Annotated in this window: 26 protein-coding genes; 6 read left to right on the top strand and 20 right to left on the bottom strand. The window is 40.3% G+C overall.

What is annotated here, in order from left to right:
• Positions 1 to 192 precede the first annotated feature (192 nt).
• The 11 genes from P8610_RS03490 to yfcC form a co-directional block, all read right to left on the bottom strand.
• Entirely contained in the window at positions 193 to 1,020 is an 828-nt protein-coding gene (locus P8610_RS03490) for a GNAT family N-acetyltransferase (protein ID WP_394603103.1), read from the bottom strand.
• Positions 1,021 to 1,148: 128 nt separating this feature from the next.
• Positions 1,149 to 1,787 (bottom strand): response regulator, encoded by a 639-nt coding sequence (locus P8610_RS03495; protein ID WP_289495998.1) that lies wholly within the window; start codon positions 1,785 to 1,787, stop codon positions 1,149 to 1,151.
• Position 1,788: 1 nt separating this feature from the next.
• A complete protein-coding gene (locus tag P8610_RS03500; RefSeq protein ID WP_394603104.1) occupies positions 1,789 to 3,609 on the bottom strand; it encodes a GAF domain-containing sensor histidine kinase in 1,821 nt (606 codons plus the stop codon).
• A 252-nt stretch (positions 3,610 to 3,861) separates the two neighbouring features.
• Positions 3,862 to 5,220, bottom strand: a complete 1,359-nt coding sequence (gene mgtE / locus P8610_RS03505) for a magnesium transporter (RefSeq protein WP_394603105.1) — start codon at positions 5,218 to 5,220, stop codon at positions 3,862 to 3,864.
• A gap of 174 nt (positions 5,221 to 5,394) precedes the next feature.
• Positions 5,395 to 5,796, bottom strand: a complete 402-nt coding sequence (locus P8610_RS03510; protein WP_394603106.1) for a DoxX family protein — start codon at positions 5,794 to 5,796, stop codon at positions 5,395 to 5,397.
• A 158-nt stretch (positions 5,797 to 5,954) separates the two neighbouring features.
• Positions 5,955 to 6,704 carry a type I methionyl aminopeptidase gene (gene map, locus P8610_RS03515; RefSeq protein WP_394603107.1) on the bottom strand — a complete coding sequence of 250 codons (750 nt, stop codon included), beginning with the start codon at positions 6,702 to 6,704 and terminating at the stop codon, positions 5,955 to 5,957.
• A gap of 92 nt (positions 6,705 to 6,796) precedes the next feature.
• Complete coding sequence (locus tag P8610_RS03520) at positions 6,797 to 7,402, bottom strand: TVP38/TMEM64 family protein (protein ID WP_289496004.1); 606 nt, start codon at positions 7,400 to 7,402, stop codon at positions 6,797 to 6,799.
• 121 nt (positions 7,403 to 7,523) lie between these two features.
• Positions 7,524 to 7,910, bottom strand: a complete 387-nt coding sequence (locus P8610_RS03525) for a hypothetical protein (protein ID WP_394603108.1) — start codon at positions 7,908 to 7,910, stop codon at positions 7,524 to 7,526.
• 114 nt (positions 7,911 to 8,024) lie between these two features.
• Positions 8,025 to 8,480, bottom strand: a complete 456-nt coding sequence (locus P8610_RS03530; RefSeq protein ID WP_394603109.1) for a pyridoxamine 5'-phosphate oxidase family protein — start codon at positions 8,478 to 8,480, stop codon at positions 8,025 to 8,027.
• 96 nt (positions 8,481 to 8,576) lie between these two features.
• The gene (gene iadA, locus P8610_RS03535; protein ID WP_394603110.1) at positions 8,577 to 9,749 is read right to left on the bottom strand and encodes a beta-aspartyl-peptidase; all 1,173 of its coding nucleotides are present in this window, start codon (positions 9,747 to 9,749) and stop codon (positions 8,577 to 8,579) included.
• Between the two features lie 32 nt (positions 9,750 to 9,781).
• On the bottom strand, positions 9,782 to 11,284 hold the full coding sequence (yfcC, locus tag P8610_RS03540) for a putative basic amino acid antiporter YfcC (RefSeq protein ID WP_289496008.1): 1,503 nt from the start codon (positions 11,282 to 11,284) through the stop codon (positions 9,782 to 9,784).
• A 173-nt stretch (positions 11,285 to 11,457) separates the two neighbouring features.
• On the opposite strand from yfcC, the gene P8610_RS03545 reads away from it, so the two are divergent.
• Positions 11,458 to 13,050, top strand: a complete 1,593-nt coding sequence (locus tag P8610_RS03545; RefSeq protein ID WP_394603111.1) for a sigma-54 interaction domain-containing protein — start codon at positions 11,458 to 11,460, stop codon at positions 13,048 to 13,050.
• Between the two features lie 37 nt (positions 13,051 to 13,087).
• Positions 13,088 to 13,525 carry a winged-helix domain-containing protein gene (locus tag P8610_RS03550; RefSeq protein ID WP_394603112.1) on the top strand — a complete coding sequence of 146 codons (438 nt, stop codon included), beginning with the start codon at positions 13,088 to 13,090 and terminating at the stop codon, positions 13,523 to 13,525.
• Positions 13,526 to 13,817: 292 nt separating this feature from the next.
• Here P8610_RS03550 and hpaD read toward each other — a convergent pair whose 3' ends face one another.
• The 6 genes from hpaD to P8610_RS03580 are packed head-to-tail and all read right to left on the bottom strand — an operon-like array spanning position 13,818 to position 20,191.
• Positions 13,818 to 14,801: a 3,4-dihydroxyphenylacetate 2,3-dioxygenase gene (gene hpaD, locus P8610_RS03555; RefSeq protein WP_394603113.1), complete on the bottom strand. Its 984-nt coding sequence runs from the start codon at positions 14,799 to 14,801 to the stop codon at positions 13,818 to 13,820.
• An 11-nt stretch (positions 14,802 to 14,812) separates the two neighbouring features.
• Positions 14,813 to 16,288, bottom strand: a complete 1,476-nt coding sequence (gene hpaB / locus P8610_RS03560; protein ID WP_394603114.1) for a 4-hydroxyphenylacetate 3-monooxygenase, oxygenase component — start codon at positions 16,286 to 16,288, stop codon at positions 14,813 to 14,815.
• Between the two features lie 12 nt (positions 16,289 to 16,300).
• Positions 16,301 to 17,815, bottom strand: coding sequence for a 5-carboxymethyl-2-hydroxymuconate semialdehyde dehydrogenase (gene hpaE / locus P8610_RS03565; protein WP_394603115.1), 1,515 nt, complete (start codon positions 17,813 to 17,815; stop codon positions 16,301 to 16,303).
• Positions 17,799 to 18,590, bottom strand: a complete 792-nt coding sequence (locus P8610_RS03570) for a fumarylacetoacetate hydrolase family protein (RefSeq protein ID WP_289496013.1) — start codon at positions 18,588 to 18,590, stop codon at positions 17,799 to 17,801. The genes hpaE and P8610_RS03570 overlap by 17 nt, the downstream gene beginning before the upstream one ends.
• On the bottom strand, positions 18,591 to 19,514 hold the full coding sequence (gene hpaI / locus P8610_RS03575) for a 2,4-dihydroxyhept-2-ene-1,7-dioic acid aldolase (protein WP_289496014.1): 924 nt from the start codon (positions 19,512 to 19,514) through the stop codon (positions 18,591 to 18,593). It lies immediately after the preceding gene.
• Positions 19,511 to 20,191, bottom strand: coding sequence for a GntR family transcriptional regulator (locus P8610_RS03580; protein ID WP_394603116.1), 681 nt, complete (start codon positions 20,189 to 20,191; stop codon positions 19,511 to 19,513). Before P8610_RS03580 ends, hpaI begins: the two co-directional genes overlap by 4 nt.
• Before the next feature lie 211 nt (positions 20,192 to 20,402).
• Between P8610_RS03580 and P8610_RS03585 the strand changes: the two genes are divergently transcribed.
• Positions 20,403 to 20,693: a late competence development ComFB family protein gene (locus P8610_RS03585; protein WP_066237155.1), complete on the top strand. Its 291-nt coding sequence runs from the start codon at positions 20,403 to 20,405 to the stop codon at positions 20,691 to 20,693.
• Between the two features lie 196 nt (positions 20,694 to 20,889).
• Positions 20,890 to 21,090, top strand: coding sequence for a cold-shock protein CspD (cspD, locus tag P8610_RS03590; RefSeq protein ID WP_066237152.1), 201 nt, complete (start codon positions 20,890 to 20,892; stop codon positions 21,088 to 21,090).
• 95 nt (positions 21,091 to 21,185) lie between these two features.
• On the opposite strand, the gene P8610_RS03595 is transcribed toward cspD, so the two are convergent.
• Positions 21,186 to 21,338 (bottom strand): hypothetical protein, encoded by a 153-nt coding sequence (locus P8610_RS03595; RefSeq protein ID WP_289496016.1) that lies wholly within the window; start codon positions 21,336 to 21,338, stop codon positions 21,186 to 21,188.
• Between the two features lie 292 nt (positions 21,339 to 21,630).
• Positions 21,631 to 22,506 (bottom strand): hypothetical protein, encoded by an 876-nt coding sequence (locus P8610_RS03600; RefSeq protein WP_394603117.1) that lies wholly within the window; start codon positions 22,504 to 22,506, stop codon positions 21,631 to 21,633.
• Between the two features lie 134 nt (positions 22,507 to 22,640).
• Between P8610_RS03600 and P8610_RS03605 the strand changes: the two genes are divergently transcribed.
• Complete coding sequence (locus P8610_RS03605) at positions 22,641 to 24,116, top strand: methyl-accepting chemotaxis protein (RefSeq protein WP_394603118.1); 1,476 nt, start codon at positions 22,641 to 22,643, stop codon at positions 24,114 to 24,116.
• A gap of 79 nt (positions 24,117 to 24,195) precedes the next feature.
• Positions 24,196 to 24,672 (top strand): NUDIX domain-containing protein, encoded by a 477-nt coding sequence (locus P8610_RS03610; RefSeq protein ID WP_394603591.1) that lies wholly within the window; start codon positions 24,196 to 24,198, stop codon positions 24,670 to 24,672.
• 26 nt (positions 24,673 to 24,698) lie between these two features.
• Here P8610_RS03610 and P8610_RS03615 read toward each other — a convergent pair whose 3' ends face one another.
• On the bottom strand, positions 24,699 to 25,100 hold the full coding sequence (locus P8610_RS03615; protein ID WP_394603119.1) for a hypothetical protein: 402 nt from the start codon (positions 25,098 to 25,100) through the stop codon (positions 24,699 to 24,701).
• Positions 25,101 to 25,183 lie beyond the last annotated feature (83 nt).

The raw sequence follows: 25,183 nt of genomic DNA on the forward strand, positions 1-25,183 counted from the left end.
TCTCTGATGGCGCTCGTATTTCTCTGATGGCGCTCGTATTTCTCTGATGGCGCTCGTATTTCTCTGATGGCGCTCGTTCAGCGTGCATAAATGCCGCTGAACGAGCACATATTTCCACAAATGAACAAAATCATACTCTGAACGATCATATATCGTGCTCAAAATTCAACAATCTTTAAAAAAACAGCACCTTTATTTTACAAGCGTTGTTTGCTGTTCTGCAGATACATGGCGCACAGGATAGTTCATGCTCCAAAAGCCGATATCTTTAAATCCTAACCTCTTATAGATGGATCCTGCTTTCGGATTATCGTAAAAAAGGCAAACCGCTTTCCCCTCAGCCAGGATGTCCTGACACAATGCTTCCATGCATAGAGATGCAAGACCTTGATTTCTTTTATCTGGATGTGAACAAACACCTACAATCATAGCTGATAAAGAATTTTCAGCGGTTGAAGATGCACAGGAAACGATCTTATCATGATCTTTGATAAAATACGTACGGCCTGTTTTAGTAGTTAATGCTTGTTCCAAGCTTTGTTTAGCTGTAGGCCGAATGTCAAACTCTTTTATCAGGTGCCTTAAGTCCATAATGCTATCAACATCTGATAGTTCCGCTTGCCTAATATTTTCTCGAGAACTGCTTTTGTTTAAGAATTGAGCATCTCTTAGTTCAGCAAAATAGGTTTCTTTCATTCGCTCAAAAGCTACATATGGTCGAAACTGTTCGGTTATTTCCTTTTTGCCGGAAAGCATCTCATAATTGTGATCTTTATTGATAATCTCTGAGAATGCTTCGGCATTTATCGTTCCTTTTGCATAAGGCAGATAGTTACCCATGTAACGGAGAAGAATACCTGTTATTGCACCGTCTTCACCCACATCAGCCCAGATTTCCTGAAATTCTGTTTCATATCCAAAGTTTTCAATGTCTGCAATAATAAATAAATTCAGAGCAGGTTCTTCACTTAAATAGTCCATTACTTTTTCATGCCAAGTTTGATCAGTCTTAATAATCATCTGCACTTCTCCTCCCTTATGTTGTATATATTCTAGCTGTAAAATGGAAAAATGCAACATTTTTTTAGTGTGATGGTTTTTAATTATTTTATTTTGGCACAATAAAAAAACCAGCCATATAGACTGGTTTACATCGGTACGAGCTGGTTTTGTACGGCATAGATGACAGCTTGTGAGCGGCTTTTCACTTCAAGCTTCTTAAATATTTTACTTACATGAATTTTTACTGTCTTATCACTGATAAAGAGTTTATCTGCAATTTCTTTATTGCTCAAACCTTCAACTAATCCGATCAACACTTCCTGCTCACGTTCAGTCAGGTTCGTTTCATCTTGTTTTATTTGCGTCTGCTGAAGGTGGATGTTTACTAGTTTCTTTGTCATTCTTGGGGTAATCATTGATTCCCCTCTATAAACCGCATGTATGGCATCTACCACATGTTCGGATGGTGCATCTTTTAACAAGTAGCCATCTGCACCGGCTTTTAATGCAGATAGTAAATATTCGTCATGCGTGTACATAGTCAGAACGAGGATACGGATGTTCGGATGTTTTGCTTTTATAACCGATGTCGTTTCCACACCGTTCATTCCTGGCAAGTTAATATCCATAATAATAACATCTGGCATCAATTCTTGAGCGGCCGTTAACGCTTCTTCACCTGATATTGATTCACCGACAACTTTTATATCGTCTTCAAATGATAAGATGTTCTTTAATCCATCTCGTAAAATAGCATGGTCATCTACAAGTAATATAGAAATCATATTAAAAAGCCTCCTTGGATTCTATTTGAGGAATGTGTAATTTAATTTCGGTTCCCTTTCCTTTTGCAGAATCAATATGAAGGGATGCACCTAGACTCTCGGATAATTCGTTCATGTTCAGTATGCCATAATGAGGCTCTTGCCTAGCTTTGATCATCGATTCAAATAGCGAAAATCCTTTGCCATCATCTTTTATCTTAAAAATGACTTGTTCTTTAGAGTAGCTTAAAAGAATTTCGACTTTGCTTGCATCCGCATGCTTTAGCGTGTTATGAAGACTTTCTTGAAAAATATCAAAAATGACTTTCTCTACCATTGTACTAAGCGGATATCTAGTGCCGCGCTCTTGGAAGCGAATTTGTATGTTATGACCTTCATCTTTGACAGCCTTCACTTTGGATTGGATGGCTTGATGAAGTCCTATTCGTTCGGTTGGATATGGGCGCAAAGCGTAGATAGATTCTCGCAAGTCCTTTAAACTTCCTCTTAATTTTTCAGTACTTACCGCTACAAGCTGTTTTGTTCTTTCAGGCTTTTGTTCAAATACGCGCTGAGCAGTTTCAAGCTGCATAACAGATCCGGCTAATGTTTGTGCAATGCCATCGTGAATTTCACGGGCAATTCTGTTCCTTTCTTCTAACAGCACCCGTTTTTCACGTTCGGAGATCAGCAGTTTGGATTTCCAAGCAACCGCCAGCTGATTAACAAGCGTTGCCATTGACTGCTCATCGACAGAGGAAAATGAATGTGTTCTGGTTCTTCCTGTAAGAAGTACACCCGTAACTTCATCCTCAATGGTAAGTGGTGCGATCATGATCGACTTTATACTGCTTTGAAAATAATGAAACACCCATTCGTTATCTTCACTCTTTTTATTAAACAAAACCATTTTAGAGTTAGCCTCAATATGCTGGAGCAAATTCTCTGAAAGATCTTTGCTTGTGGAAAGACCGCCATTTTCGTACGCTAGTTTCCATGTCGTTCCATCAAAGAGATAAAGAAGCACAGCATCCGTGCCAAGAAACTCTAAAAAAGGAAGTTCAACTTGCTTTAACCAATTCTTTGAAGGTAATTGAGCATTAAACGTAGTACTGATATCATAAAGTGCTTTTAACCTGTTTTGCTCCTGACGCAGCCTTGCTATAAAGGAACATATAAGTGCAATTGCGACCAAGGGAGAGAAGAAAAAGATATAGGAAAAAGCATCTACCACACCACGATTTTGGCTGCCCAACAAAAACATTAACGTAATGTAGAGAACAGAAAAGAGCGTTACAAGTGTTTCTGAGATCGTTTTTGTTTTCCAAAATTGAAAATAATAAACTTGCGGCCGTAAAAGAAGTACGATATCTACTATTAAATTATTGAAAAGATAATAAAAAATCGCTATTCCAATCATCCGTATTTCAGCGGACCAAAACAGACTCCATTGTGCACTAAAAGTTAATAGTAAAAAGTCTGTCATATGAACGGCACCAAAAAAGCTGATCATTAGCTGAGAAGGATTGAAAAGTACGATACGCAACGGGCGCTGATTCAATGCGTTAACTAAACAAACCATGCACCCAAAAACAAAAACCGCTATCCCCCATCCGTAAAGAAGCTCTATCGTGTACAGCAAAGGAAAGCTAAGTGCACTTATACCTTTCCAGATTGGAATCGGATAATACTCTGTTATAAAGAGAAAGATCAATAGCGTTAAGAATACGAGAAGATCTGGTGTTTTGGAAATCGAAAACAGACTTAGAATCAAGATGACCATACCTGCTGCAATAATAAGCGAAACAAATGAACTAGCTGCTTTATCCCGGTTTATCCCCATTTTTCTCACCTGCTTTATTTAAATGCCTCTTATAAAAAACCTGTCTAAATAATCTGTCAATTTATTCTATTATATCATAGGGTTTCAACCGCTTTATTCAGCCGTAAAAAAACCGAAATTAGTCGAATGGCATATGCCGCTGACCAATTTCGGAAAAAACTAATGTTTTATTTCATTATCGCATGTTAAAAGAGTGCGTTCTATTGAGCAAAAGATGTAGATTTCATAGTACGAAATATCTAACCTGATACACTATAATAAATGAGATAAGAACATTGTAGCTGTACCAAAATAAACTAAAAGCGAAAAAATATCATTCAATGTTGTAATAAGCGGCCCTGACGCTACTGCCGGGTCAATCTTAAGTCTGTAAAGCAGCAATGGAATGAGTGTGCCTGCTAAAGTCCCAATAATTAAAGTAAAAAATAAAGAGCTTCCAACTACAAAACCTAAAATCAGATTACCTTTCCATAGATAAGCCACGATCGAAATTAAGATACCACATGTAACACCTATAATAAAACCAACACCAAATTCACGCATGATTAATTTAAGGATCGTTTGACGGTCAATATCATGTGATACAAGTCCGCGTACTACAACAGCAAGAGACTGTGTCCCAGTATTTCCTGTCATTCCCGCAATCATTGGCATAAAGTAAGTGAGGGCTACTGCTTTTTCAATCGTTCCTTCGAATGTACTGATAATGCTTCCTGACAGAATTCCGATAAACAGAAGTAAAATGAGCCACGGAAGTCTACGATATGAAGCGATAACTGCACTCGTCTGGAAATCAATCGATTTACCAGTAGCTGATAATTTCTCAATATCCTCGTTTGCTTCTTCAATTAATACGTCCAGCACATCATCGACCGTGACAATTCCTATTAATCGATCTTGTTCATCTGTTACAGGAACCGCGATAAAGTCGTATCGCTCTATCGTTCGGGCTACTTCTTCCTGATCCGTTTCTGCAGGAACGGAAATGACCCTGTTGTACATAATATCTTCAATCTTTTCGTGCATCTCGGCTAGCAGAAGATCACGATATGAAACAACACCAACGAGTTTTTTATCATCGTCGATAACATATAGATAATAGATGTTCTCAGCAAATCCTGCGAACGTTTTAAGTTTTTCAACCGCATCGCGAACGGTGTACACTTGCGGAATCCAAACAAAACGGTTCGTCATGATTCCACCAGCAGTATCTGAATCATATTGCATCAAGCTTTGAACTGTTTTGGATTCATCTGCTTTCATGGATGATAAGAAATCCTGAATTTCATTAACGTCCAAGTTGCCGAGAAGATCGGCAAGGTCATCGTTTTCCATTAAGTTCATGATATGAGATGACCGTTCTATGCCAAGTTTATGCAGAATCTCCATTTGCAGATCGCTATCAAGTTCTTGAATTAATGAAGCAATCTGTCTAGTCGTTAAAAACGTTACGAACTTATGCCTGTGTTTTTCCGGCAGATTCTTATACACGTTAGCTATATCATAAGGGTGCAGTTCATCAATTAATAGCTGAAATTCTTTCTTGCGCAGCTCTTTTAAATTTTTAATTACATATAATAAAATCTGATTTTCTGACATCTCTTTAAACAAGGAACGTCACCTCCTTATAAAGTACTTCACTATTATAAAATATTTATTTATATGTGACTATTGTTTCGTAGCTGAACTTTGCTGTGTTCGCTCTGTTCATAGGATATGGTATTTCACAAATAAAAAACCACTTATCAAAAGTGGTTTCTTCACGTAAGATCTCTATTCTATTCCCTACTTCAGCCAGAGGTAATCCAGTGAATATTCCCCTGCACCAGTTAAGGCAACTCCGACAACTACAGCGATTAAAATCAAGTTGAACTCATAGCCGTTTGCTGTTACCCAAAATCCATTTTGCAAGTGTACTTTTAATATCGCAACGAGCATCGTTCCAGCAATCAAAATAGCTCCAATTTCAGTAAACAGTCCTGCGGCAAATAACAATCCTCCCCCAAATTCAGCAAGACCTGCTATTAATGCCATCGTGTAGCCAGGCTTAATGCCTATCGACTCCATCCATCCACCCGTTCCTTTTAAGCCATAACCACCAAACCAGCCAAATAACTTTTGAGCACCATGTGCTGCCAGTGCAAGACCAACCACTAATCGGATAATAAGCAATCCTAATGATAACATTTAATAATTCCCTCTTTTCGATTAAATTTTGTTTTACTCACTTTATGTTAGTATATTACAATTAGTAACTTGTATATGTCAAGTTACTTTAAAAAAATAATTTTATAAGTAAAAAAATTTACCGCCTTCTTATTAGAGAATATGCGGTAACAAAACTTTTAAAACTGTTCAGTTAAAATTATCGGTCCCTCTTTTGTGATCGCAATTGTATGTTCATATTGAGCGGATAAACTTCGGTCAAACGTTACCGAGGTCCATCCATCTGATTTCATAGTTATATAAGGCATACCTTTGTTGAATATCGGCTCTATCGTAATAACCATACCTTCTTTAAGCGTTGTTCCAGTATTTCGTTCTCCAACATGATGAACTTGAGGATCTTCATGAATGTTACGCCCAATACCGTGTCCAATAAATTCTTTTACGATAGAGTATCCCTTTTTCTCAGCATAAGACTGGATAGCATAGCCTATATCCCCTAATCTATTGCCAACTTGCGCTTGTTCAATTCCTTTATACATGGCTTTTTTTGTCGCATCCATCAAACGTTGAGATTCTTGCGAAATGGTTCCAACTCCATATGACCAAGCTGAATCTGCGAGCCAGCCATTTAGATTCACAACAAAGTCTATGGTGATGATATCTCCATTTTTCAACACGTTTTTATTAGGAAGTCCATGACATACCTCATGATTAACAGAGGCACAAGTTGCAAACGGATAGCCCATGTAGCCTTTTTGAGCAGGTTTTGCGCCGCGCTCCAACAGAAAGCTCTCTACAAACTGATCCAGTTCTAAAGTGGTGATTCCTGGTTTCACCAAATTTCTCAATGCTTGATGACAGGAAGCTAGAAGCTTGCCTGCTTCTCTCATCTTCTCAATCTGCTTTTGTGATTTAAGCTTAATCAACCCGAACTCTCCCCTTCCTCTTTTTTATCTATATTCCAGTCTAAAGAGGTTCGTGAAGCGGGTTAAATGAAAAAAGCATCGAGCGATTGTACCTACGCCCGATGCTCTGATTGCTTAAGTCTTGATTCTACCACTTTGCCGCCTAACCATAGCACGAATATGCCAAATGCAATCAACCCTAATTTAAGGGGGCTTTTTAATACGTCAATAAAGTCATAGCCGATAAAAGAAACAATCGCGATCATCACTAATTTGCCGAGAGCTAGAGCCAGCAAAAATGTTTTCGTATTAATTCTCGAAAGCCCGCCAACAACGTTTACTAATGCAGATGGAGTAAACGGAAAACAATAAATAAGAAACAGCATGCCAAAACCGTGTCGTTCCACCCAATTTAGCATCCGAGTTGTGTTTGTGTGTCTGTTCAAAAAATCCAGGAATTTTTTTTGCCCATATTTTCTGACAAGCATAAAAACGATGATTGACCCCGCACATACCCCAATCCACGAATAAAGAAATCCTAACCAAAATCCATATGCTGCTGCATTTCCTGCAACAAAAATAAATAGAGGCAGGATTGGCAGGAAAGATTCTAGCATAGGCAGCAAAACCCCTGGCAAGAAACCAAGATCTTTGTATTGATCAAGCAGCTGCAGAATATTTTTTTCAGTAAAATAGCGTTCCCAGTTTCTCCAGTCCATCTATCGTTCACCCTTTTCTTCCTCATACCCTCATCGTTGCCACAGAAAACTTGTTTAAAACCGACTTTAGGAAAAACAAGGAGTTAGTTCTCTAATTTTATCATAAAGAAAGAAGAGGGTACTATTTACTGACTGATTTTGAAGGGGGATTTTCGAGCCTGTTCCCGATAATGATAATGCAGCAAAAGGCTGCTGCGAATGAGGCTATTCCATAAAATGAACTACCGACGTTCATCCCATTTGCATCCGGATTTCCAGGGAAAAGAAGCGAGTAGATTCCCTGTGAACCGTGAAGCAATATCCCTAAAGCTGCTAAGAATTTAATTATCCAAGTGTATTTGAATCGGTTAAGTCCAATCATGAGTGCAGCAATTCCCCAGAAAAGCAGAAGGTAACCCCAAACATTCAGCCCTTTAGATTTTTCCTCTAGTAAACTGGTTATGTTCAAAATGCCAATGAATAAGGAAATAAGACCAGAAAAAAGCAATAAGCGCCATGTTAATGACATTGCAGATCCTCCTATACTTTTTCCGAATTAAGCGATAAATAAAAACCGCCATAACAGGATGTTTTGACGGTTTAAGCTAGTATTCTGCGGTTTTCTTCGTTGTTAGAAGCTGGTTTATTTCATCAGAGCAGCATAGACTTGCTCGTCCAGCTCTTTTGCTTTCTTTTCATTATACGTTTTTTCGTATACGGGTTCTTGAACGATCTTTGCGCCCCAGAACATGCTCTCAAATACATGCTCGATATCAACTTCAATCTTTGCAAGCTTTAAAGGCACGCCTTCCATTGCAAGTTGGAGTATATTTGCTTTTCCGTTAATCGAATACACTGTCTCAAGTCCAACAACCGTAAGAACGACATTCGGATTATCCTGGATGTTCGTTACGATGCGGGAGTTGTTTGTAACGGTAAATCTAATCTTACCTTCTGACAAACTTTTCACCCAGGAAATCGCGTTTACGGATGGAGCTTTCGTTTCTGCGTCAACTGTTCCTAGTAATACGAGTTGCTCGCCTTGCAGGTGTTCAAACAATTCAGGACTTAACGTTGTTGGTGTTTCCTGTTTCGCCATATGATCGCCACCTTCGAATGATTTATATGTATGTTTCTTATTTTACCATATATTTCTTAACTTAAAAGTGAAAAGGAAGCTGAAAATCAGCTTCCTTTACTCTTCAAATGTTCCCTTGATCACGGCTTCTCCATCTCGTACCATTACTTGCCCTAAAGCAATAACAGAATCAATGTTTAGGTCTTGGTTAAGCAGAACAAGATCAGCATCCAGACCTTCCTGCAGCCTTCCTTTTTCTCTGAGCTTTAAAACTCGGGCAGGATTAGAAGTAATTGTCTGCAATGCTGTTTGAAGTGGAACACCTTCAGTCAGGATGGCATCTCGCACTTCACCATATAACGAGTTTACCTTGCCGATACGAAGTCCTGTAAATTCACCAAATTCATTAAATGCAGGCAAACTTCCCTGTGCGTCTGATGTGAACGTTATTTGCTCAATCAACACTCCTGCATCGAGCATTCTTTTAAGGCCGATGCTGCATTTAACTTCGCCTTCTTCTAAAAATTGCTTCGTTGTACTTGTTGTAAAATCTACGATACCGCCTTTTTTCGCATATTGAATTCCCGCTTCAAACAAATAGGAATTTCGGTTAATATGCGTCGGGTAAAATTGGGAAATAGGCAGATCTGTCGTCTCCACAACTTCTTCAATTAAAGATAACATACGTTTACTGTCGCCAAGGTGGATATTCACTATACCTGCTTTTCCTGAAAGCATGCCCCCAACTCTTGCTTGTGAAGCTAGCCTTGCCAGTTCGTGAGCGTCCGGCTGGCTGGAACGATGGTCAGCGATAGCGATCTCACCTACACCAATGATTTCATCAATCATCATAATGTCTGTTTCAATATTCCCCGTTAACGTTTTAACAGGAACTTGATAGCTTCCAGTGTGCACAAAACATGAGATCCCTTCTTCTTTTAAGGCTTTTGCTTTTGCGATTAGGTTGGTCATCGTTCGGGCTGTTCCGTCTGTACCAATCACACCAACAATCGTTGTCACACCTGCTTTAGTAACATCAGACAAATAGATCTCAGGAGTCCTCGTTTTATATCCGCCTTCTCCTCCGCCGCCAGTAATATGAACATGTGCATCGATAAAGCCTGGTACCACCATTTTTCCTGTTGCATCAATAACATGGATATCAAGTGCTGGTGCCGGCCAATCAATATTTTCTGAGATGCTGGCAATCTTCCCGGCAGCTATAAGAATATCCCTTTTACCGAGATAATGAGGCGCGTATACCTCACCGCCTTTTATAAGTGTAAACATGTAAATCAGTCCTTTATTTTTTCAAAGATAAATTATTTAAAACCAATTAATACAGCTATAACAATTATGATTGAGGCAAATGTAAACAGAACGGCCTGGAACTTAATTTGGAACTTAAACCATTTTCCCCAATCCAGTCGTGCGACTCCTAGTGTTCCCATAAGAGCCGCAGAAGTTGGTACGATCATGTTTGTAAAACCGTCACCCAGCTGGAAAGCAAGAACCGCTACTTGCCTTGTTACACCTGCAAGATCAGCAAGCGGTGACATTAAAGGCATTGTAAGTGCCGCTTGACCTGAACCAGATACAACAAAAAAGTTAAATACAGATTGAAACACATACATGATCCATGCAGAAAGTGCAGCAGGAACATCTTCAACAATGCCACCAGCTGCATGAAGAATCGTGTTCAAAACTGATGCTTCAGCAGGGTTGTCTCCACCAAGTATAATAACGATTCCTTTCGCCATACCAACGATAAGTGCTGCTGGGAGAAGATCTTTTGCACCTTCTTTAAAGCCATCAGCGATTCCGTTCACCGTCATGTTGTTCATCTTGAAGATAATACCAATTATACCCGCAACTAAACCAATCGTAAAAAATTGAGTAGCGATTTCTGGAATATAATATGCTCTTTCCACAACTCCCCAAACGATCCAAGCAACTCCTGCTAAAATCGTAAGAAGAATGAGGATATGTCCTGTTCCAAAGTTTGACTTAATATCTGTATGTTTAAAATCGTCACGGAAGTATGCATCTGAATCATAAGATAAGGAACGCTTCGGATCTTTTCTAATTCTTGACGCGTAAATCCATGTATAAACAATCCCTACTAATGTAAAGAAAGCCCACATACCGATTCGGAATGGCGCCCCGGAAAGCACTGGAATTCCAGCAACTCCTTGTGCAATTGCTACACCGAACGGGTTCATCCAAGATGTTGCAAAACCAATCTGCGTTGCAACGTACGTAATCATAATCGCTGTTATAGCATCATAGCCAAGAGCTACAACAACGGGGACAAGGATCATGGCAAAGGCAATCGCTTCCTCGCCCATTCCAAAAACAGCGCCGCCTAGAGAAAACAATAAGAACATAAGCGGAATAATAAGTGCTTCTCTGCCTTTCGTATGGTCGATCATTTTTAAAATACTGTCTTCAATCGCACGTGTTTTCATAATGATACCGAAGGCGCCACCAATAATTAGGATAAAGGCAACAACACCAACAGCTGATCCCCATTTATCTCCAGAAACAAGTCCTTCAAAGATATAGTTCAAAAACCCAGCGCCGCCGCCTTCTTCAAAAAGGCTTACACCTTGAGTAGCAGGCTCACCATCTTTCCCTTTTACATATGAAAAACTATCAGGGACAAGCACTGTTTTTGTCTGCTCTTCACCGCCCTGCATAAAGGTTGTTTCTTTTGTCTCAAATTGACCTGCCGGAATGATATACGTTAATAATGCCATTAGTGCAACAACAAAAAACACGATAACAAACGTATCCGGCATTGTAATTCCTTTTTTCTTATCCACGTTTATTCCCCCTTTTCTTAATCACCTAATCTAATTGCAAGAATTGTGCCAACATTCCGCCTCCCTTTGTAAAGGTTTCTTAAGTTTTTGTTTCCTTAATTGGGTGTTTATTAGATAATAGTTTCATAACCAATTAACAACCTAAAAAAGACCATTTAAAGAAGGTGTATAGGATGGAGCTCCAAAAACAGATTGTTCTATTAGCAGGTACAAAAGAAACACGTATTGCACTGTCTCATCAGCTTCAATCAATTTTAGGCGATTATTTTCATATTAGAAGCTATTCTTCCGAAGAGATGCTGCCTTCACAGCTTCAGAACGAAATTGTTATTTTATCCTCTTATCTTATAAGACGTGAGGTAGCTCACTGTTTAAGTGAATCTTGTAAAGTCATCACGGCAAGACGCACCGTAAATTATGAATATATGGATCAGCTTCTTCAGCTGCCTGAAGGTACAGATGTTATGTACGTTAACGACTTTCCTCAAACAGTCGAACAGTCCGTACAAACTCTCGTACATCTTGGAATCGATCACTTAAATTACCTTCCCTATTATCCTGGCATTCCTCACTATCAATACTCAGAGATCGCTGTGACACCTGGGGAGATGCATCTAGTGCCAAGAGAGGTTAAGAGAATTATTAATATCGGCGTACGCTTAATCGACATAACTACTATAACAGAGATTTTGAGCGAACTCGGTGTATTGGATGACAGGGCGACAGGTATTTCTGAACGGTTTACCAAAAAAATTATTCAGCTGTCCAAGAAACTTGCACTTGCTAATCAAAAAGCTCTTCAACTTAACGAACACCTAGACAAAGTATTAAATGGTGTAAATGATGGTATTTTGTCATTTGATCATTCAGGAAAAATTACCGTATTTAACGAAGAACTGGAGAACATATTTTCAACTGCTTCCAAACAAGCTGTCGGAAAGCATATTAAACAAATTATTAAAGACAAAGAACTGCTAGACTTTTTATCAGATACTGAAAACGAACAATCTGACCAGTTTTTCACAATCAACGATACAAATGTCATGGTTCACCGCTTTACATTACCAGCTGAAAATACGATGATTGCGACATTTAAGAACACGAGCACGACCATCTCGATGGAAAAAGCCGCACGATATGAACTGAAGCGAAAAGGTTATATTGGTAAGTATTTTTTCAGTGATATCATCGGCGACTCCGAACAGATCATCTTAACAAAAAATATTGCAAAGAAGCTGGCGGCAACAGACCTTTCACTTCTTATTCAAGGCGAAAGCGGAACAGGCAAAGAACTCTTTGCGAGCTCCATTCATAATGAATCGAGCAGGAGAAACGGGCCATTCTTAGCAGTAAATTGTTCTGCGCTTTCAGAAGATTTATTAGAAAGTGAACTTTTCGGTTATGAAGAAGGAGCATTTACAGGAGCAAAAAAAGGCGGAAAACAGGGTCTCTTCGAACAAGCAGAAGGCGGAACTATTTTTCTGGACGAAATTGGCGACATTAGCGTTAAACTCCAAACACGCCTCCTACGGGTTCTGCAGGAAAAAGAGTTGCGGAGAGTCGGAGGAACACGCGTCCTCCCTATAGATGTAAGGGTCATTTCTGCTACCAACAAGGATCTGGCGACTGATATAAAGAACGGACTATTTCGCGAAGATCTGTATCATCGGCTGAACGTTCTCTATTTAAAGATTCCAGCGCTCCGAGAACGCAAAGGAGACATTCCGCTTTTACTGAATCATTTTTTTAGGTATGCGTTCTACTAAAAAGATGACCGTTGAAAGCGAAGTGGTACGCCACCTTATGAATAGATCTTGGTCGGGTAATATTAGAGAATTAAAGAATGCCATTGATTATATGCTTGCAGTGTGTGACGGGGAAAAGATTACTGTTCAGGATCTGCCTCAAGAAGTGATGCGAATCAGAAGTTTGGAGAGGACTTTAGAGGCAGAAGTTATGAAAGAGACTGCTGTGACCTCTGATGAATTGCCGCTTATAGCGCCAAATGAAGAAGCTGCGATTTTGAACTGCATCTATCAAAACCACTGTTCTGGTAAACCATCCAGCCGGAAAAGCTTATTGATGGATTTAGAATTAAAAGGCGTAAAACTATCGGAAGCTCAGATCAGATTGCGCTTAGACCTCTTGGAGCGGAAAGGGTTTATCGTGAAAGCAAAAGGGCGAAAAGGAACAAGGCTGACCGAGAGCGGGCTTGTTTATATTAAGAATGAATTGGCGTGAGAGGGTTTTTTTATGGTAATAGGATGTTATTTTCAGGGGTGCAATTATAAAACTTTGGAATCGCTCGTAAACCTCTAGAATCGCTCGTAAATTTCTAGAATCGCTCGTAAATTTCTAGAATCGCTCGTGAATTTCTAGAATCGCTCGTAAATTTCTAGAATCGCTCGTAAATTTCTAGAATCGCTCGTAAATTTCTAGAATCGCTCGTCCAGCTTGCATAATCTGCCGCTGGACGAGCACAAAAAGCTGACTTCACTAAGGAAGTCAGCTTTTATCTTCTATCCATAATAGATCAAGTCACAAAATCTGGTTTACGCTGCGCCAAAGTAGGACTTTTCAGCTCTACAGGCTCTCCTTTTTCAAGATTCAAGAAAGAAGTCGCCTCGTTAAACCAGCTGTCAGGAGCTTTGTGGCCCCAGAACGTTTGACGTCTCGGGTCATTAATGTCCCACTTGATCGGTTTAAAGTCAGGATCACTCGTCAGATAATCCCCGTTATATAGCTCTATTCGATTTCCATCCGGATCGCGAACGTATAAGAAGAATGCGTTCGATAAACCATGTCGTCCAGGACCGCGCTCGATATTGTCTGCATATCCCATGCTCGCCATCACATCACAGCAATGAATTAGACTCATTGGATCAGAAAGCCAAAAGCCTACGTGATGAAGACGAGGCCCTTCTCCGTTCATAAAGGCAACGTCATGAACAGTCGGCTTGCGGTGAAGCCACGCTGCCCATGTTCGATCGTCTTCTGTTGCCGTATATTCCGAGACTCTAAATCCAAGTTCATCTGTATAAAACTTAACAGCCCCTTCCACATCCGGAACCATACAGTTGATGTGATCGATACGCTGAACACGTGCACCGCGGTATAGATCATACTTTTGGATACAGCGTTCAACACTCTCCATCTCAACAAAAAACTCTAGTGGTATGCCAGAAGGGTCTTCTACGCATAAGGTTTTACCGATTCCAACTTTAGAGTCTGCATCTTTCCACAGCACTTTGGCACCTTTTCCTTTAAAAAAGGATTCCAGCTCATTCAAGTGGCTGTCTTCCCAAACTTTGTAGCTCACCACATGAACCCCAGGCTTATCTGCCTTTTTCAACAGAAGGCTGTGATGCGAGTGTTCTTCCAACCCGCGTAATGCCATCCACTCTGAGGTAGCGGCCGTTTCGATAAATCCCAGAGCATTCACATAAAAATCACGGGAAGCATGGAGGTCTGTTACGTTCATGACAACACGCGCAATTCGTATAATGTTAAAATCCATGACGACTCCTCCTATACACTCGTGTAATTATGGCTTTTAGAATTCACGCGCTGCAGAAATTCTTTCACCATCGCTTTATAAGGCTCTTTGTTAAATTGATCATAATAAATGTTCGACATACGCGCTGGATCTCCAAAGAAGTAGTACTCATATAGCGCTTGACGGCCTCCGAACGTACTGATGGAGATGTCCCATGCCAGGCGGAACAATTGCGTGCGCTCATAACCATCAATGTTTGCGCCTTGTGTATAGCGATGCACGAGTTCACCGATATCGTCTGCGTTAAAGTCTGCTTCTGTCGGAATCCCCATCAAACCTGAAGCTCCGAGGATTTTCACGATTTCAACGATGCGCTGATACATTTTCGGGTACCAGTTACGCGCTGCATTCAGCGGCGCAAAGTCTGGCGTCATGTTCCCGTATTTATCAATGGAAGCGTTGTGTTCTGCACGGTAAAGGTGAGAACGCATCGTTTCGAGAATTAGCATGACTTCAGATGCTTTCTCTTTAACATGCGGAAATACATCGATGCCGATCGATTCCATCATGTTTAAAATAACGCCTAGCACAAATTCCGTTTTTACCGTATTTTTAGCAATTACTTGATGTGCCATATGAACGATTGCGTTTGTTTCAACGTACGTACGGTTACAAATATCGGAGCTTCCGCTTACAAAAACGCGCTCCCACGGTACTAGTACATTATCAAAAACAACGATTGCATCACTTTCCTCAAATCGCGAGCTTAGTGGATGATCCCATTGGCTTCGTCCCGTATCGAACGATTCTCGGCAAAGGAACTTCAATCCTTCCGTGTTGTTCGGAATCGCAAAAGCCATTGCATAAGGATCGTCTTCAGAAGATGCTTTATTCAGCGTCGATGGGAAAACGACGATCTCATCCGTTACCCCACCGAGCGTTGCTAACAATCTAGCACCTTTCACTACAATTCCATCTTTATTTTTTTCAACGATGCGAGCTGATAAATATGGATCTTTTTGCTCAGACTGCTTTTTCGAACGATTTGTCTGAGGATGAATGAGTGTATGCGTTAAGCTGATGTCATTTTCTCGGCAATAGTCGTAATACTTTCTGGCGTTCTCCGCAAACATCGGATCATTTTGTGCAAAGAAGTTACCAGACGTACCAAATGCCATGACGCTCGTATTCAAATAATCAGGTGTACGCCCCATCATGCCACCCGTGTAGCCCGCCCACTCAGAAATCATTTCACGGCGGCGGATCAGATCGTCTACCGTTTTAGGGGCAATAAAGGAAAGTCCAACTTTATCACCCGTTTGTTCAGAGGTGTATAGCATCTTGTCTGCTTTTTCGTGCTGGAGGTCATACAAGTTGGCAATGGATCTTACGATGTTTCGAAATGCGGGATGAGAAGGTACATCTTCTACTTTCTCACCATGAATCCAAACATTATTCTTAGCCTTTGAAATTCCTTGAATATATTGTTCCCCCGTGCGTGCAGGCAAAGAAATCCCTCCTTAATGTTTCGCTTCCGTCTGAAGCGTTTGTTTTTTCTTTCCAAATTGCTGAATGTGATGATCTGCGAGTGCAACATGCACCACTTTCATCTCTGTGTAAAACTCAAACGCGTAATGGCCACCTTCACGACCGATTCCAGAATTCTTGGACCCACCGAACGGAATACGAAGGTCACGAACGTTTTGCGAATTCACCCACAGCATGCCGGCTTCAACGGCGTTTGCAACGCGAAGACCTTTTTTCATATCGTTCGTCCAAACATAACCAGCGAGGCCATACTTGATATCATTTGCGTAATCAATCACTTCTGATTCGTCTTTAAACGTCATAACAGACAAAACAGGTCCAAAGATTTCTTCTTGTGCGACCGTCATATCATTTTTCACGTTCAACAGAAGAGTTGGCGCGACAAAGTTTCCTTTTTTGTGAGATTCAGAGAGAGTCTGGCTGTATACTTCAGCCCCCTCATTTGCAGCGATCTGCAGGTAACGCTTCACATTTTCATAGTGTTCTGTATGGATGAGAGGTCCGACTTCTGTTTCTGGATCAGATGGATCACCAACGATAATGTTATCCACCCTCTCTTTTAAGCGGGCAACAAACTCATTCTTAATCGATTCATGAACAAATAGTCGGGAATTCGCTGTACATCTTTCCCCATTAAAAGAAAAGATTCCCCATACACATGCGTCAAGTGCGCGTTCAAAATCACAATCATCAAATACGATAATCGGTGACTTTCCTCCAAGCTCCATAGAAAAGCGCTTAAGCGAGGCGGCTCCGTTTCTCATAATCTCTGAACCCGTCTTTGTCTCTCCTGTAAACGAGATCAGCTGCACATCTTCGTGAGCAACAAGGGACGCACCAGCTGTTTCACCAAAACCATGCACGACGTTAAATACCCCATGAGGCAGCCCTGCTTCATCAACAAGTTCTGCTAGTTTGTTAGCCGTCAATGGTGACCATTCTGCAGGTTTTAAGATGACGGTGTTTCCTGTCGCAAGAGCCGGGGCAATCTTCCATGTTTCTAGCATGAAAGGTGCATTCCACGGTGTGATTAGCCCTGCTACGCCTACAGGCTTTTGGATCGTATAATTCATGAACTCGTCATCTACGTGATACGCTTCACCCGACATACGGTTTTTTACCATTTCAGCATAAAATCTAAAGTTATCTGCTGCACGACCTACCATTTTTCTCGTTTGGGCAATCGGAAGTCCTGTATCGTATGATTCCAGCAAGGCAATCTCTTCAATGTCACGGTCGATCAGCTCGGCAATCTTATAAATATATTGAAGACGCTTTTCCTGCTTCATCTTGCCCCAAGGTCCTTGCTTAAAGGCTTCTTTTGCCGCTTTAGCTGCTAGATTAATGTCTTCTTTCGTACCTTCACTTACCGTGTTGATCTTTTCGTTCGTATATGGATTGACATTAACGAAAAAGTCTCCTTTATGCCCTGAAACAAACTGTCCGTCAATATAGTGCTGGATCATCTCTTTAATTTCCGGCTTCATGATCCTTCCCTCCAGTTGGCACCTTTTCTGTGCGTCCATCAACAATCGTGTTTTCAAGTGACCCAAGATAATCAATCTCAAGTCTTACAACATCACCAGGGTGAACGTGAGAAATTCCTTTTGGTGTACCCGTCCAGATCACATCATTCGGTTCAAGCGTCATGAATGATGACACAAATTCAATGATTTCAGGGATTGAATACATCAAGTCTTTTGTGTTCCCTTGCTGTCTAAGTTCCCCGTTTACATACGTGCGCAGTTCAAGGTTTGTAACATCCGGAATATCAGCAGCATCTACATAAAAAGGACCCATCGGACCAAACGTGTCGTGCCCTTTTGCACGGACAGGCGGACGGTACCAGTTATTCACAAAGTCACGCACAGTTACGTCGTTTGCAATGGTGTAACCGCTTACAAATTCCATCGCATTTTCAGCTTTAATGTTTCTTCCCTCTTTACCAATAACAACGGCAAGTTCATTTTCATAGTGCATGTAAGTTGCACCATCTGGATAGAACACTTTTCCTTTGTGTCCTACAAGTGACGAGTTTGGTTTGATAAACAGAACAGGTTCTGCCGGCTTTTCAAGTCCTAGTTCATCAGCATGATCTGCATAATTTAGTGCGAGGCCGATCATTTTGTTCGGCTGAAAAGGAGGCAGCCATGTGTCGATCTCACTTACTTTTGCCGTTTTACCAGATGAGAAAGTAATCACATCATCAACAATTGTTCCTTTTTGTTCTCTTCCTTCAAATATCACGCGTGCATGTTTCATTTATACTTCACTCCCTATTTTTTCTACTAATCCGTAATCAGCAAGTACGCTTCTGATCTCTTTTTGCAGAGACTCCGTTGGCAGGTCCATTGGCAGTCTTAATTTCGGATTGATTCTGCCCATCATTCCCAGTGCTGCTTTTAACGGCGCTGGATTCGTATCTTTAAAGAGAACATCGTTTAATGGCATTAAGTCATAATGAAGCTTCAATGCTTCTTCTACATTTCCAGAATCCCATGCGTTATACACTTCTGCTACTTTAGAAGGCAATACATTTGCTGTTGCTGATATGTACCCTGCTCCGCCAATCGCAAGCATCGGGTAGCAAAGAAGTTCAATGCCTGAATACAGCAAAAAGTCACGACCGCAGTTTAATAACACACGGTTAATGTGTTCAAAGTCTTTATTGGATTCTTTTACACCTATAATGTTCGGACAGTCTTCGTTAAGGCGTGCCAGTGTTTTTACTTCTAAATTAACTGCTGTTCTTCCTGGGATGTTATAGATGATTAGTGGAATGTCTACTGAGTCAGCGATCAGTTTAAAGTGTTTGTATAGAGCATGCTGAGAAGGCTTGTTGTAGTATGGGACGATTACCATAGCGGCATCTGCACCCATTTCTTGTGCGAGTTTTGTTAAGTGAAGAGATTCTTGATGGTTGGTTGATCCTGTTCCAGGTACGATTGGCACACGTTTGTTTACGGCCTTTATCGCTGTTTCCATAACAAGCTCACGTTCTTTTAATGTTAATGATGATGGCTCACCAGTTGTACCAGTTACAGAGATTCCGTGGCTGCCAGACTGAATGTGCCAGTCTATCAAACTTTTGAGTGTATCGAGATCCAATGACTCATCATCATGAAAAGGGGTGATGATGGGTGCAATGGATCCTCTCAATGATTTTTTTGCTTCTTCTACGTTCATTTTTTCATCTCCTTAAGATTATTTTGAGATTCATCCTCGAGAAATGCTTTTAGCGTATTCAATTTATGATTCCTTGTAAAAGTCTCAATCTTCTTTGGGTCTTCTCTATTTTCGAGCATCTCAATCAGTTGATAATGTTCAGCAATGGAACGCTTCATTCTTGATGGTTTCATCGTTGTTCCTTGTTTTCGGACTGTCCCTAATCTTTCCCATGTTGAATGAATCTGTTCCATTAAAAATTGATTGGTGCAATAATGGTAAGTAAGTTTGTGAAATTCTTTGTTGTAGTTGGAGAAGAGAGAAAAATCAAGATCATCAAGGGCATCTTCCATAAGTCTTGTATACGCTCTTAAATCTTCAAGCTTTTCATGAGGAAAGTAGATAGATGATTCTGCAGTCGCAAAACCTTCCAATACGGCTAAAACGGATAGTGTTTCTAAATATGCTTGTTCATCGAACGGGGTTACAATCGCTCCCGAATAAGGTTTAAATGAAATTAAGGAATCCGCTTCAAGCAATCTGATCGCTTCACGAACAGGTATGGCACTCGTTTGAAGTTCCCTTGCTAGTTGGTCGATCACAAGTTTGTGACCAGGCGGATACCTGCCATCTAAAATACGAGAACGGATGACTTGGTAAGCATATTGCTGTTTGTTTGGTTTATTTCGAGTCTTCATATTTCTATGTTAATCTCAAATCATATATGATTTCAAGTATATTTTCAGAAAAATCATATATTATAGTTAATTTAGTAAGATGGTAGCGGTTTATAATAAAAACGAAAATAATTATAGTCAAATAGTCTTGTTGAATGTAGTATAAGTTTACATATGTAGTAAGAATAAGCTATTCTATTCATATAGATTGTGTAAAAGGGGTAAAAAGCCCATGAATGTAAAAAATGCAATGGAAATCCTAGTAGACGAAGCACTAAAAAATTATTGGGGACAACTTCAACTTCCATGCAAATGTGAGATTTGTAAAGCAGATGTATTTGCCATTACTCTCAATAATTTGCCTCCCCGCTATGTGTCAAATGAAGATGGCTATGCTTTTGTAAAAGCACAAAACTTCGATGACCAATCAAGGGTTAATATTCTAAATCAGATCGTAAAAGCAACTGGCATCGTAGCAACACGTCCTTCACACGAATTAAAACCATCTCCTGCTACTGAGTAGAAGGAAGATGGTTTTTGTTTGGCCGATTAACTCCTGTCTCTTTATTCCTATTTTTCAGAAAAGTTCCTTGCGATAGCATTACCAATTGTGATATATTTGTGACAACCATTCAGTACTGGATTTCGTCTTATTTAAGAGTTTGAAAGTAGTTTGGTAATTCCGGCACAAATGTGCAAACGTTCTAGGAGGCATTCACATGCAAACAGGTAAAGTAAAATGGTTTAACGCAGAAAAAGGTTTTGGATTCATCGAGGTTGAAGGTGGAGACGACGTATTCGTACACTTTTCTGCTATTCAATCTGAAGGATTCAAATCTCTTGACGAAGGTCAAGAAGTAGAATTCGAAATCGTTGACGGAGCTCGCGGACCTCAAGCAGCTAACGTAACTAAAAAATAAGCCTAAACCATATATAGAAAACCCGGCAGCGATTGCCGGGTTTTTTTCTATGTAATGCTTTATCTGTAAATGAAGAGGCTCCCTTAAAGGAAGCCCTAATCTTTTATTCCAATTTTCATTTTATAGTTATCTATTTTACCTAGTATGTCTGTCTTATCTTCCTGCGAGAATATTCCTAATTTGTGAAGAATCAATGTGTACTGCTGAAGTTTAAATAATGAACTCTCTTTGTACCACATGGCAATCACCTATCTTTCCTAAAGGAAACTTTTTTAACCTTTGTAAATATTATATGCCACATGCTACAGTTATGATTCTTATTTGTCTTTTAACATAATGGTGATGCATTTGCATGGTCCTTTATTCGCTTCATTGGCTAGTTGATTGGAGTGGAAGGTTCGAGACTCCTGCGGGACGAGCGGGTAGGTGAGACCACTAAAGGCGCAAAGCGGCAGGGGGCTCACCGATCGCCCCGCGGAAAGCGAAGAACCCGGAACGGAAATCAACTACTTCCAAGAGCAACCAAGTTGGTGAAACACTTTATTTCGTTTGAAGCGTAGAAAGCATAGCCCAGATCGCTTGCTCCCATTTTTCTTTATTCTTATGATGTGGTAAATTCACCGTGTATTTCACCTTATCCCCATTACTTAGGGTCTGGATCACAATGTATTTCTTGAATGAATCTTTTGAAGCTGTAATAAATAGTAAAGTAGATTCAAACGCTGGCCCTGCTATCTCACTCCCGTTCACTTCTTTTACCTCACCAACCGCTTTCAGTTCATCGTTTGCCCATTCTTTCAGATCATCAATAGATGCATCTTCTGAGAGAGGCTCGATTCGTACGAAAGTCTCAGCAAAAGCCGTTGCAAAAAGTAAATCTTTTCGCGGTTCTTCCGCTGTAAACTCAAAGTCACCTAGTTTATAAAAATGATAGTCCAGCTGCTCACTCTTTGTAAGTGCTGCTTCCTCTTCCACAGAAGTACCGTTTACAGAGTAAGTTAGCATTTTTGTTTCTTCCTCTTCATCTGAACTTGTTTCCGATGGTGTTATTTTCTCAAGCAGCCACTGATCATTCTCATTCTTCTTATACGTAATGAGTACTTTTGATCCTTCTTTTAAATTCGCTACCGAATCCCTTACCTCTTCCGATAAACGAAGAACGAGAGTCTCACCTGCAGCTTCCACTTCAATTGAATTATTATCGATCTGACCAATGTACGTACCCTCTTCATCAATAGAAGATACGGGTTCTGAAGCTGGTTCATCTTTTGTTTCTTTCTTACTTTCTTTTTGTGTTGGCTCAGCTGTCTTAGAAACGGGTTCTTTCGTTTCAGTTTTATTCGATTCACTGTTACATGCTGAGAGCATAACTACTATCAATGCTATCAAAATCATTGTCCATGTCTTTTTTGTCATTACAATCACCTCATAAAATTAGACGAAAATAGAAAAAAATTGTTACGTTCTTGAAAAAATCGGCTTTAATTCTGTTACTAAATTGTCGATATTATGAACAGCACTTATACATTCTAAAACGGAGATGACTAAATTTGAATCCTTCATTTGCCTCAAATTTACAAACCAACAAGCTTGTTACAAAAATGTTATGGGGAATGTATTTTCTAGGACTAGGAAGTACTTATGCTAGTACGAAGACCATCGATAGTGTTATGTTCTACGGTATAGCCGGATTGGTTATCCTTCTCTCACTTACCGTATGGACGTATCGAAAATGGGCTCCCCACGCTGTTCAATATTATGTTGTGATTGGTCTTACTTTGCTGACTATTATTATGGCAGACTCTAATCCAAAGATCTCCACTTACCTCATGACTTATGTTTGCTTAGCTGTTATCACGTTATATCACAATTACATTTCTATCTTACTATCGGGTATTTGCGGTTTATTGTTAACGAATTTTTTCTTTTTTCAATACAAAGACACAATGTTTGCGGGACAAGACCCTAAAATAATCATATCATTAAACGTGTTTCTAATCGTTATTACTGCGGCGCTTGTCGCTCAAGCAAAAATGGGTCAGCGAATGCAAGAGAATATTTTAAGCGCTGAAAAACAAGCAGAAAACGACAAAAAGAAGCTTCAGCATTTATTAGCAAAAATCCAAGATGCATCAGAGAATCTGCATAGATTTAGCCAATCGGTAAAAGAGAACGTTTCAAGAACTGGAGAGATCTCAAGCAACATCACATACGCTTTTACCGAAGTTGCAAAAGGCGTAGAATCACAGGCAGTTAGTGTCGGCGGAATGAGTCAATCGGTAACTAGTACAAACGATGTAGCAAAGGGACTGTTTCAGCACTCTAACGATATGAAACAACTATCTGAACAAACGGCAGCTATTACAAAAGCTGGAGAAAACCAAGTATCCGAGCTCACTTCAAAAATGAAAAAAGCAAACGAACTTATGAACCAAACGAATACGTTGATGCACGAATTGAATGCACAGAGTGAATCGATCGAAGGCATTTTAACGACGATAGAAGAAATCTCCTCACAAACAAACCTGCTCGCTTTAAATGCAGCTATTGAAGCAGCACGTGCTGGCGACCAAGGCAGAGGGTTTGCAGTTGTTGCCGATGAAGTTCGCCGTCTAGCTGAGGATTCACAAAATTCTACGAAACAGATTGCTAGTATCCTTGGAGAAATTCGCAGTAAAGCTCAACAGGCAGCTCAATTTGTGAACGGTTCACAAGGCGTTGTTACTTCAAGTCTTGAAGCAACACAGAAAACTGCTGATAACTTTAGCCAAATTCTTTTGAATACCGATCAAGTTGCCGTACAATCTTCACAAGTCCAAGAATTGATCAATCAATTGTACGAGTCTACCGGTTATATTGTTGGAGAAATCCAATCTGTTTCAGGAATAGCAGAAACATCAAGTGGATCTGTTGAAGAAGTCCTAGCATCTGTTGAAGAACAGCATCGATGTGTGGAAGAAGTAGTTGAAAGCTTCAACCAGTTCGAGGCCCTAACCTCAGAACTGAATAATCTTGTAAAAGAATAAACAGTTAAATGCCTTTTCATGTTAAAGTGAAAAGGTGTTTTTGATGCAGGAGGGGTAACGTATCCATACACATAGGGGCATTTATTGTATATGTTTAAATGAAACGGGACACCTGCTTGTGATTGAAAAAAATGGTGGTCCTTATAAAAATCGACTTGACCTTCCTGGCGGGACACCTGAAGAAAACGAATCAGAATACGAGACTGTCGTCCGTGAAGTTTTAGAAGAAACAGGATATCACGTATTGAGTGGCGTGAAGCTGGGAGAACGCTGCTACGAACTTCCGTGGAACTACAAGCAGTGGAATCTGTCACGACATACTGCTGTTTATTATGTATGTACAATTGATGAAGATTACAAATTGCCTATTGCAGACATACCTCTTCAAGATTCAATCGGCATTCAGTGGATTGAACCTCAGGAATTAATAGAAGATTGGTGTTCCCCTCTCGTATGGGAAGCCGTTCAATATGTATCATCAAAAAGTTTGCCCACTAAAAGGAAGACGTATCATTCTTGGGATGTGCTGGGACGAACACTATATCCAAAATCATAAAAACAACCGCCCTTTGGCGGTTATTTTTAATAGCAATAAAATGAGCTGATTTGGCGTGTATCCATACCGAAGTAGACCCATCGGTAACCAATCCAACGGTATCCTGCAATCGTTCGGCGTCTAGCAAACGTAAGCCAAGCCCAGAAACCCGGTCCCCATGTCGGCCAAATATAAACGTATCGATACAGACATTGCCTTATTGTAATTGGATCAATAGCGTAAAGCCCCGGTTGGCCTCCACCGCCACCTTGCAAGCTATATCCTTGTGACTGGGATGGTGTGAATGAAGGTGGTGCTGATGTTGGAGCCATTCCGCCTCCTGGAGGTCCACCCGGAGGTCCGCCTGGCGGGCCACCTGAAGGGCCAAATCCTTGCCCGCCTCCTGGTCCGCCTTGGCCAGGAAAGAAAGGAAAATCTCTATTATTCAATCAATTCAACTCCTGAAAAATTGTATTCTCTCTACTTTATTCATTAATCCTTGAAACGTATAGACAAGTATCCCGTAATGAAA

Source organism: Fictibacillus sp. UD, from assembly GCF_043558025.1.
GTDB lineage: Bacteria > Bacillota > Bacilli > Bacillales > Fictibacillaceae > Fictibacillus.

Coding starts and splice junctions, on each gene's coding strand:
- P8610_RS03550 (WP_394603112.1), top strand. CDS start 13,088: ATGAATAGATCTTGGTCGGGTAATATTAGAGAATTAAAGAATGCCATT.
- P8610_RS03520 (WP_289496004.1), bottom strand. CDS start 7,402: ATGGACTGGAGAAACTGGGAACGCTATTTTACTGAAAAAAATATTCTG.
- hpaI (WP_289496014.1), bottom strand. CDS start 19,514: ATGAACGTAGAAGAAGCAAAAAAATCATTGAGAGGATCCATTGCACCC.
- iadA (WP_394603110.1), bottom strand. CDS start 9,749: ATGTTTACACTTATAAAAGGCGGTGAGGTATACGCGCCTCATTATCTC.
- P8610_RS03525 (WP_394603108.1), bottom strand. CDS start 7,910: ATGTCATTAACATGGCGCTTATTGCTTTTTTCTGGTCTTATTTCCTTA.
- hpaD (WP_394603113.1), bottom strand. CDS start 14,801: ATGGATTTTAACATTATACGAATTGCGCGTGTTGTCATGAACGTAACA.
- cspD (WP_066237152.1), top strand. CDS start 20,890: ATGCAAACAGGTAAAGTAAAATGGTTTAACGCAGAAAAAGGTTTTGGA.
- P8610_RS03510 (WP_394603106.1), bottom strand. CDS start 5,796: ATGTTATCATTAGGATTGCTTATTATCCGATTAGTGGTTGGTCTTGCA.
- P8610_RS03600 (WP_394603117.1), bottom strand. CDS start 22,506: ATGACAAAAAAGACATGGACAATGATTTTGATAGCATTGATAGTAGTT.
- P8610_RS03530 (WP_394603109.1), bottom strand. CDS start 8,480: ATGGCGAAACAGGAAACACCAACAACGTTAAGTCCTGAATTGTTTGAA.
- P8610_RS03570 (WP_289496013.1), bottom strand. CDS start 18,590: ATGAAACATGCACGCGTGATATTTGAAGGAAGAGAACAAAAAGGAACA.
- P8610_RS03585 (WP_066237155.1), top strand. CDS start 20,403: ATGAATGTAAAAAATGCAATGGAAATCCTAGTAGACGAAGCACTAAAA.
- P8610_RS03580 (WP_394603116.1), bottom strand. CDS start 20,191: ATGAAGACTCGAAATAAACCAAACAAACAGCAATATGCTTACCAAGTC.
- P8610_RS03495 (WP_289495998.1), bottom strand. CDS start 1,787: ATGATTTCTATATTACTTGTAGATGACCATGCTATTTTACGAGATGGA.
- P8610_RS03545 (WP_394603111.1), top strand. CDS start 11,458: ATGGAGCTCCAAAAACAGATTGTTCTATTAGCAGGTACAAAAGAAACA.
- P8610_RS03500 (WP_394603104.1), bottom strand. CDS start 3,609: ATGGGGATAAACCGGGATAAAGCAGCTAGTTCATTTGTTTCGCTTATT.
- hpaE (WP_394603115.1), bottom strand. CDS start 17,815: ATGAAGCCGGAAATTAAAGAGATGATCCAGCACTATATTGACGGACAG.
- P8610_RS03490 (WP_394603103.1), bottom strand. CDS start 1,020: ATGATTATTAAGACTGATCAAACTTGGCATGAAAAAGTAATGGACTAT.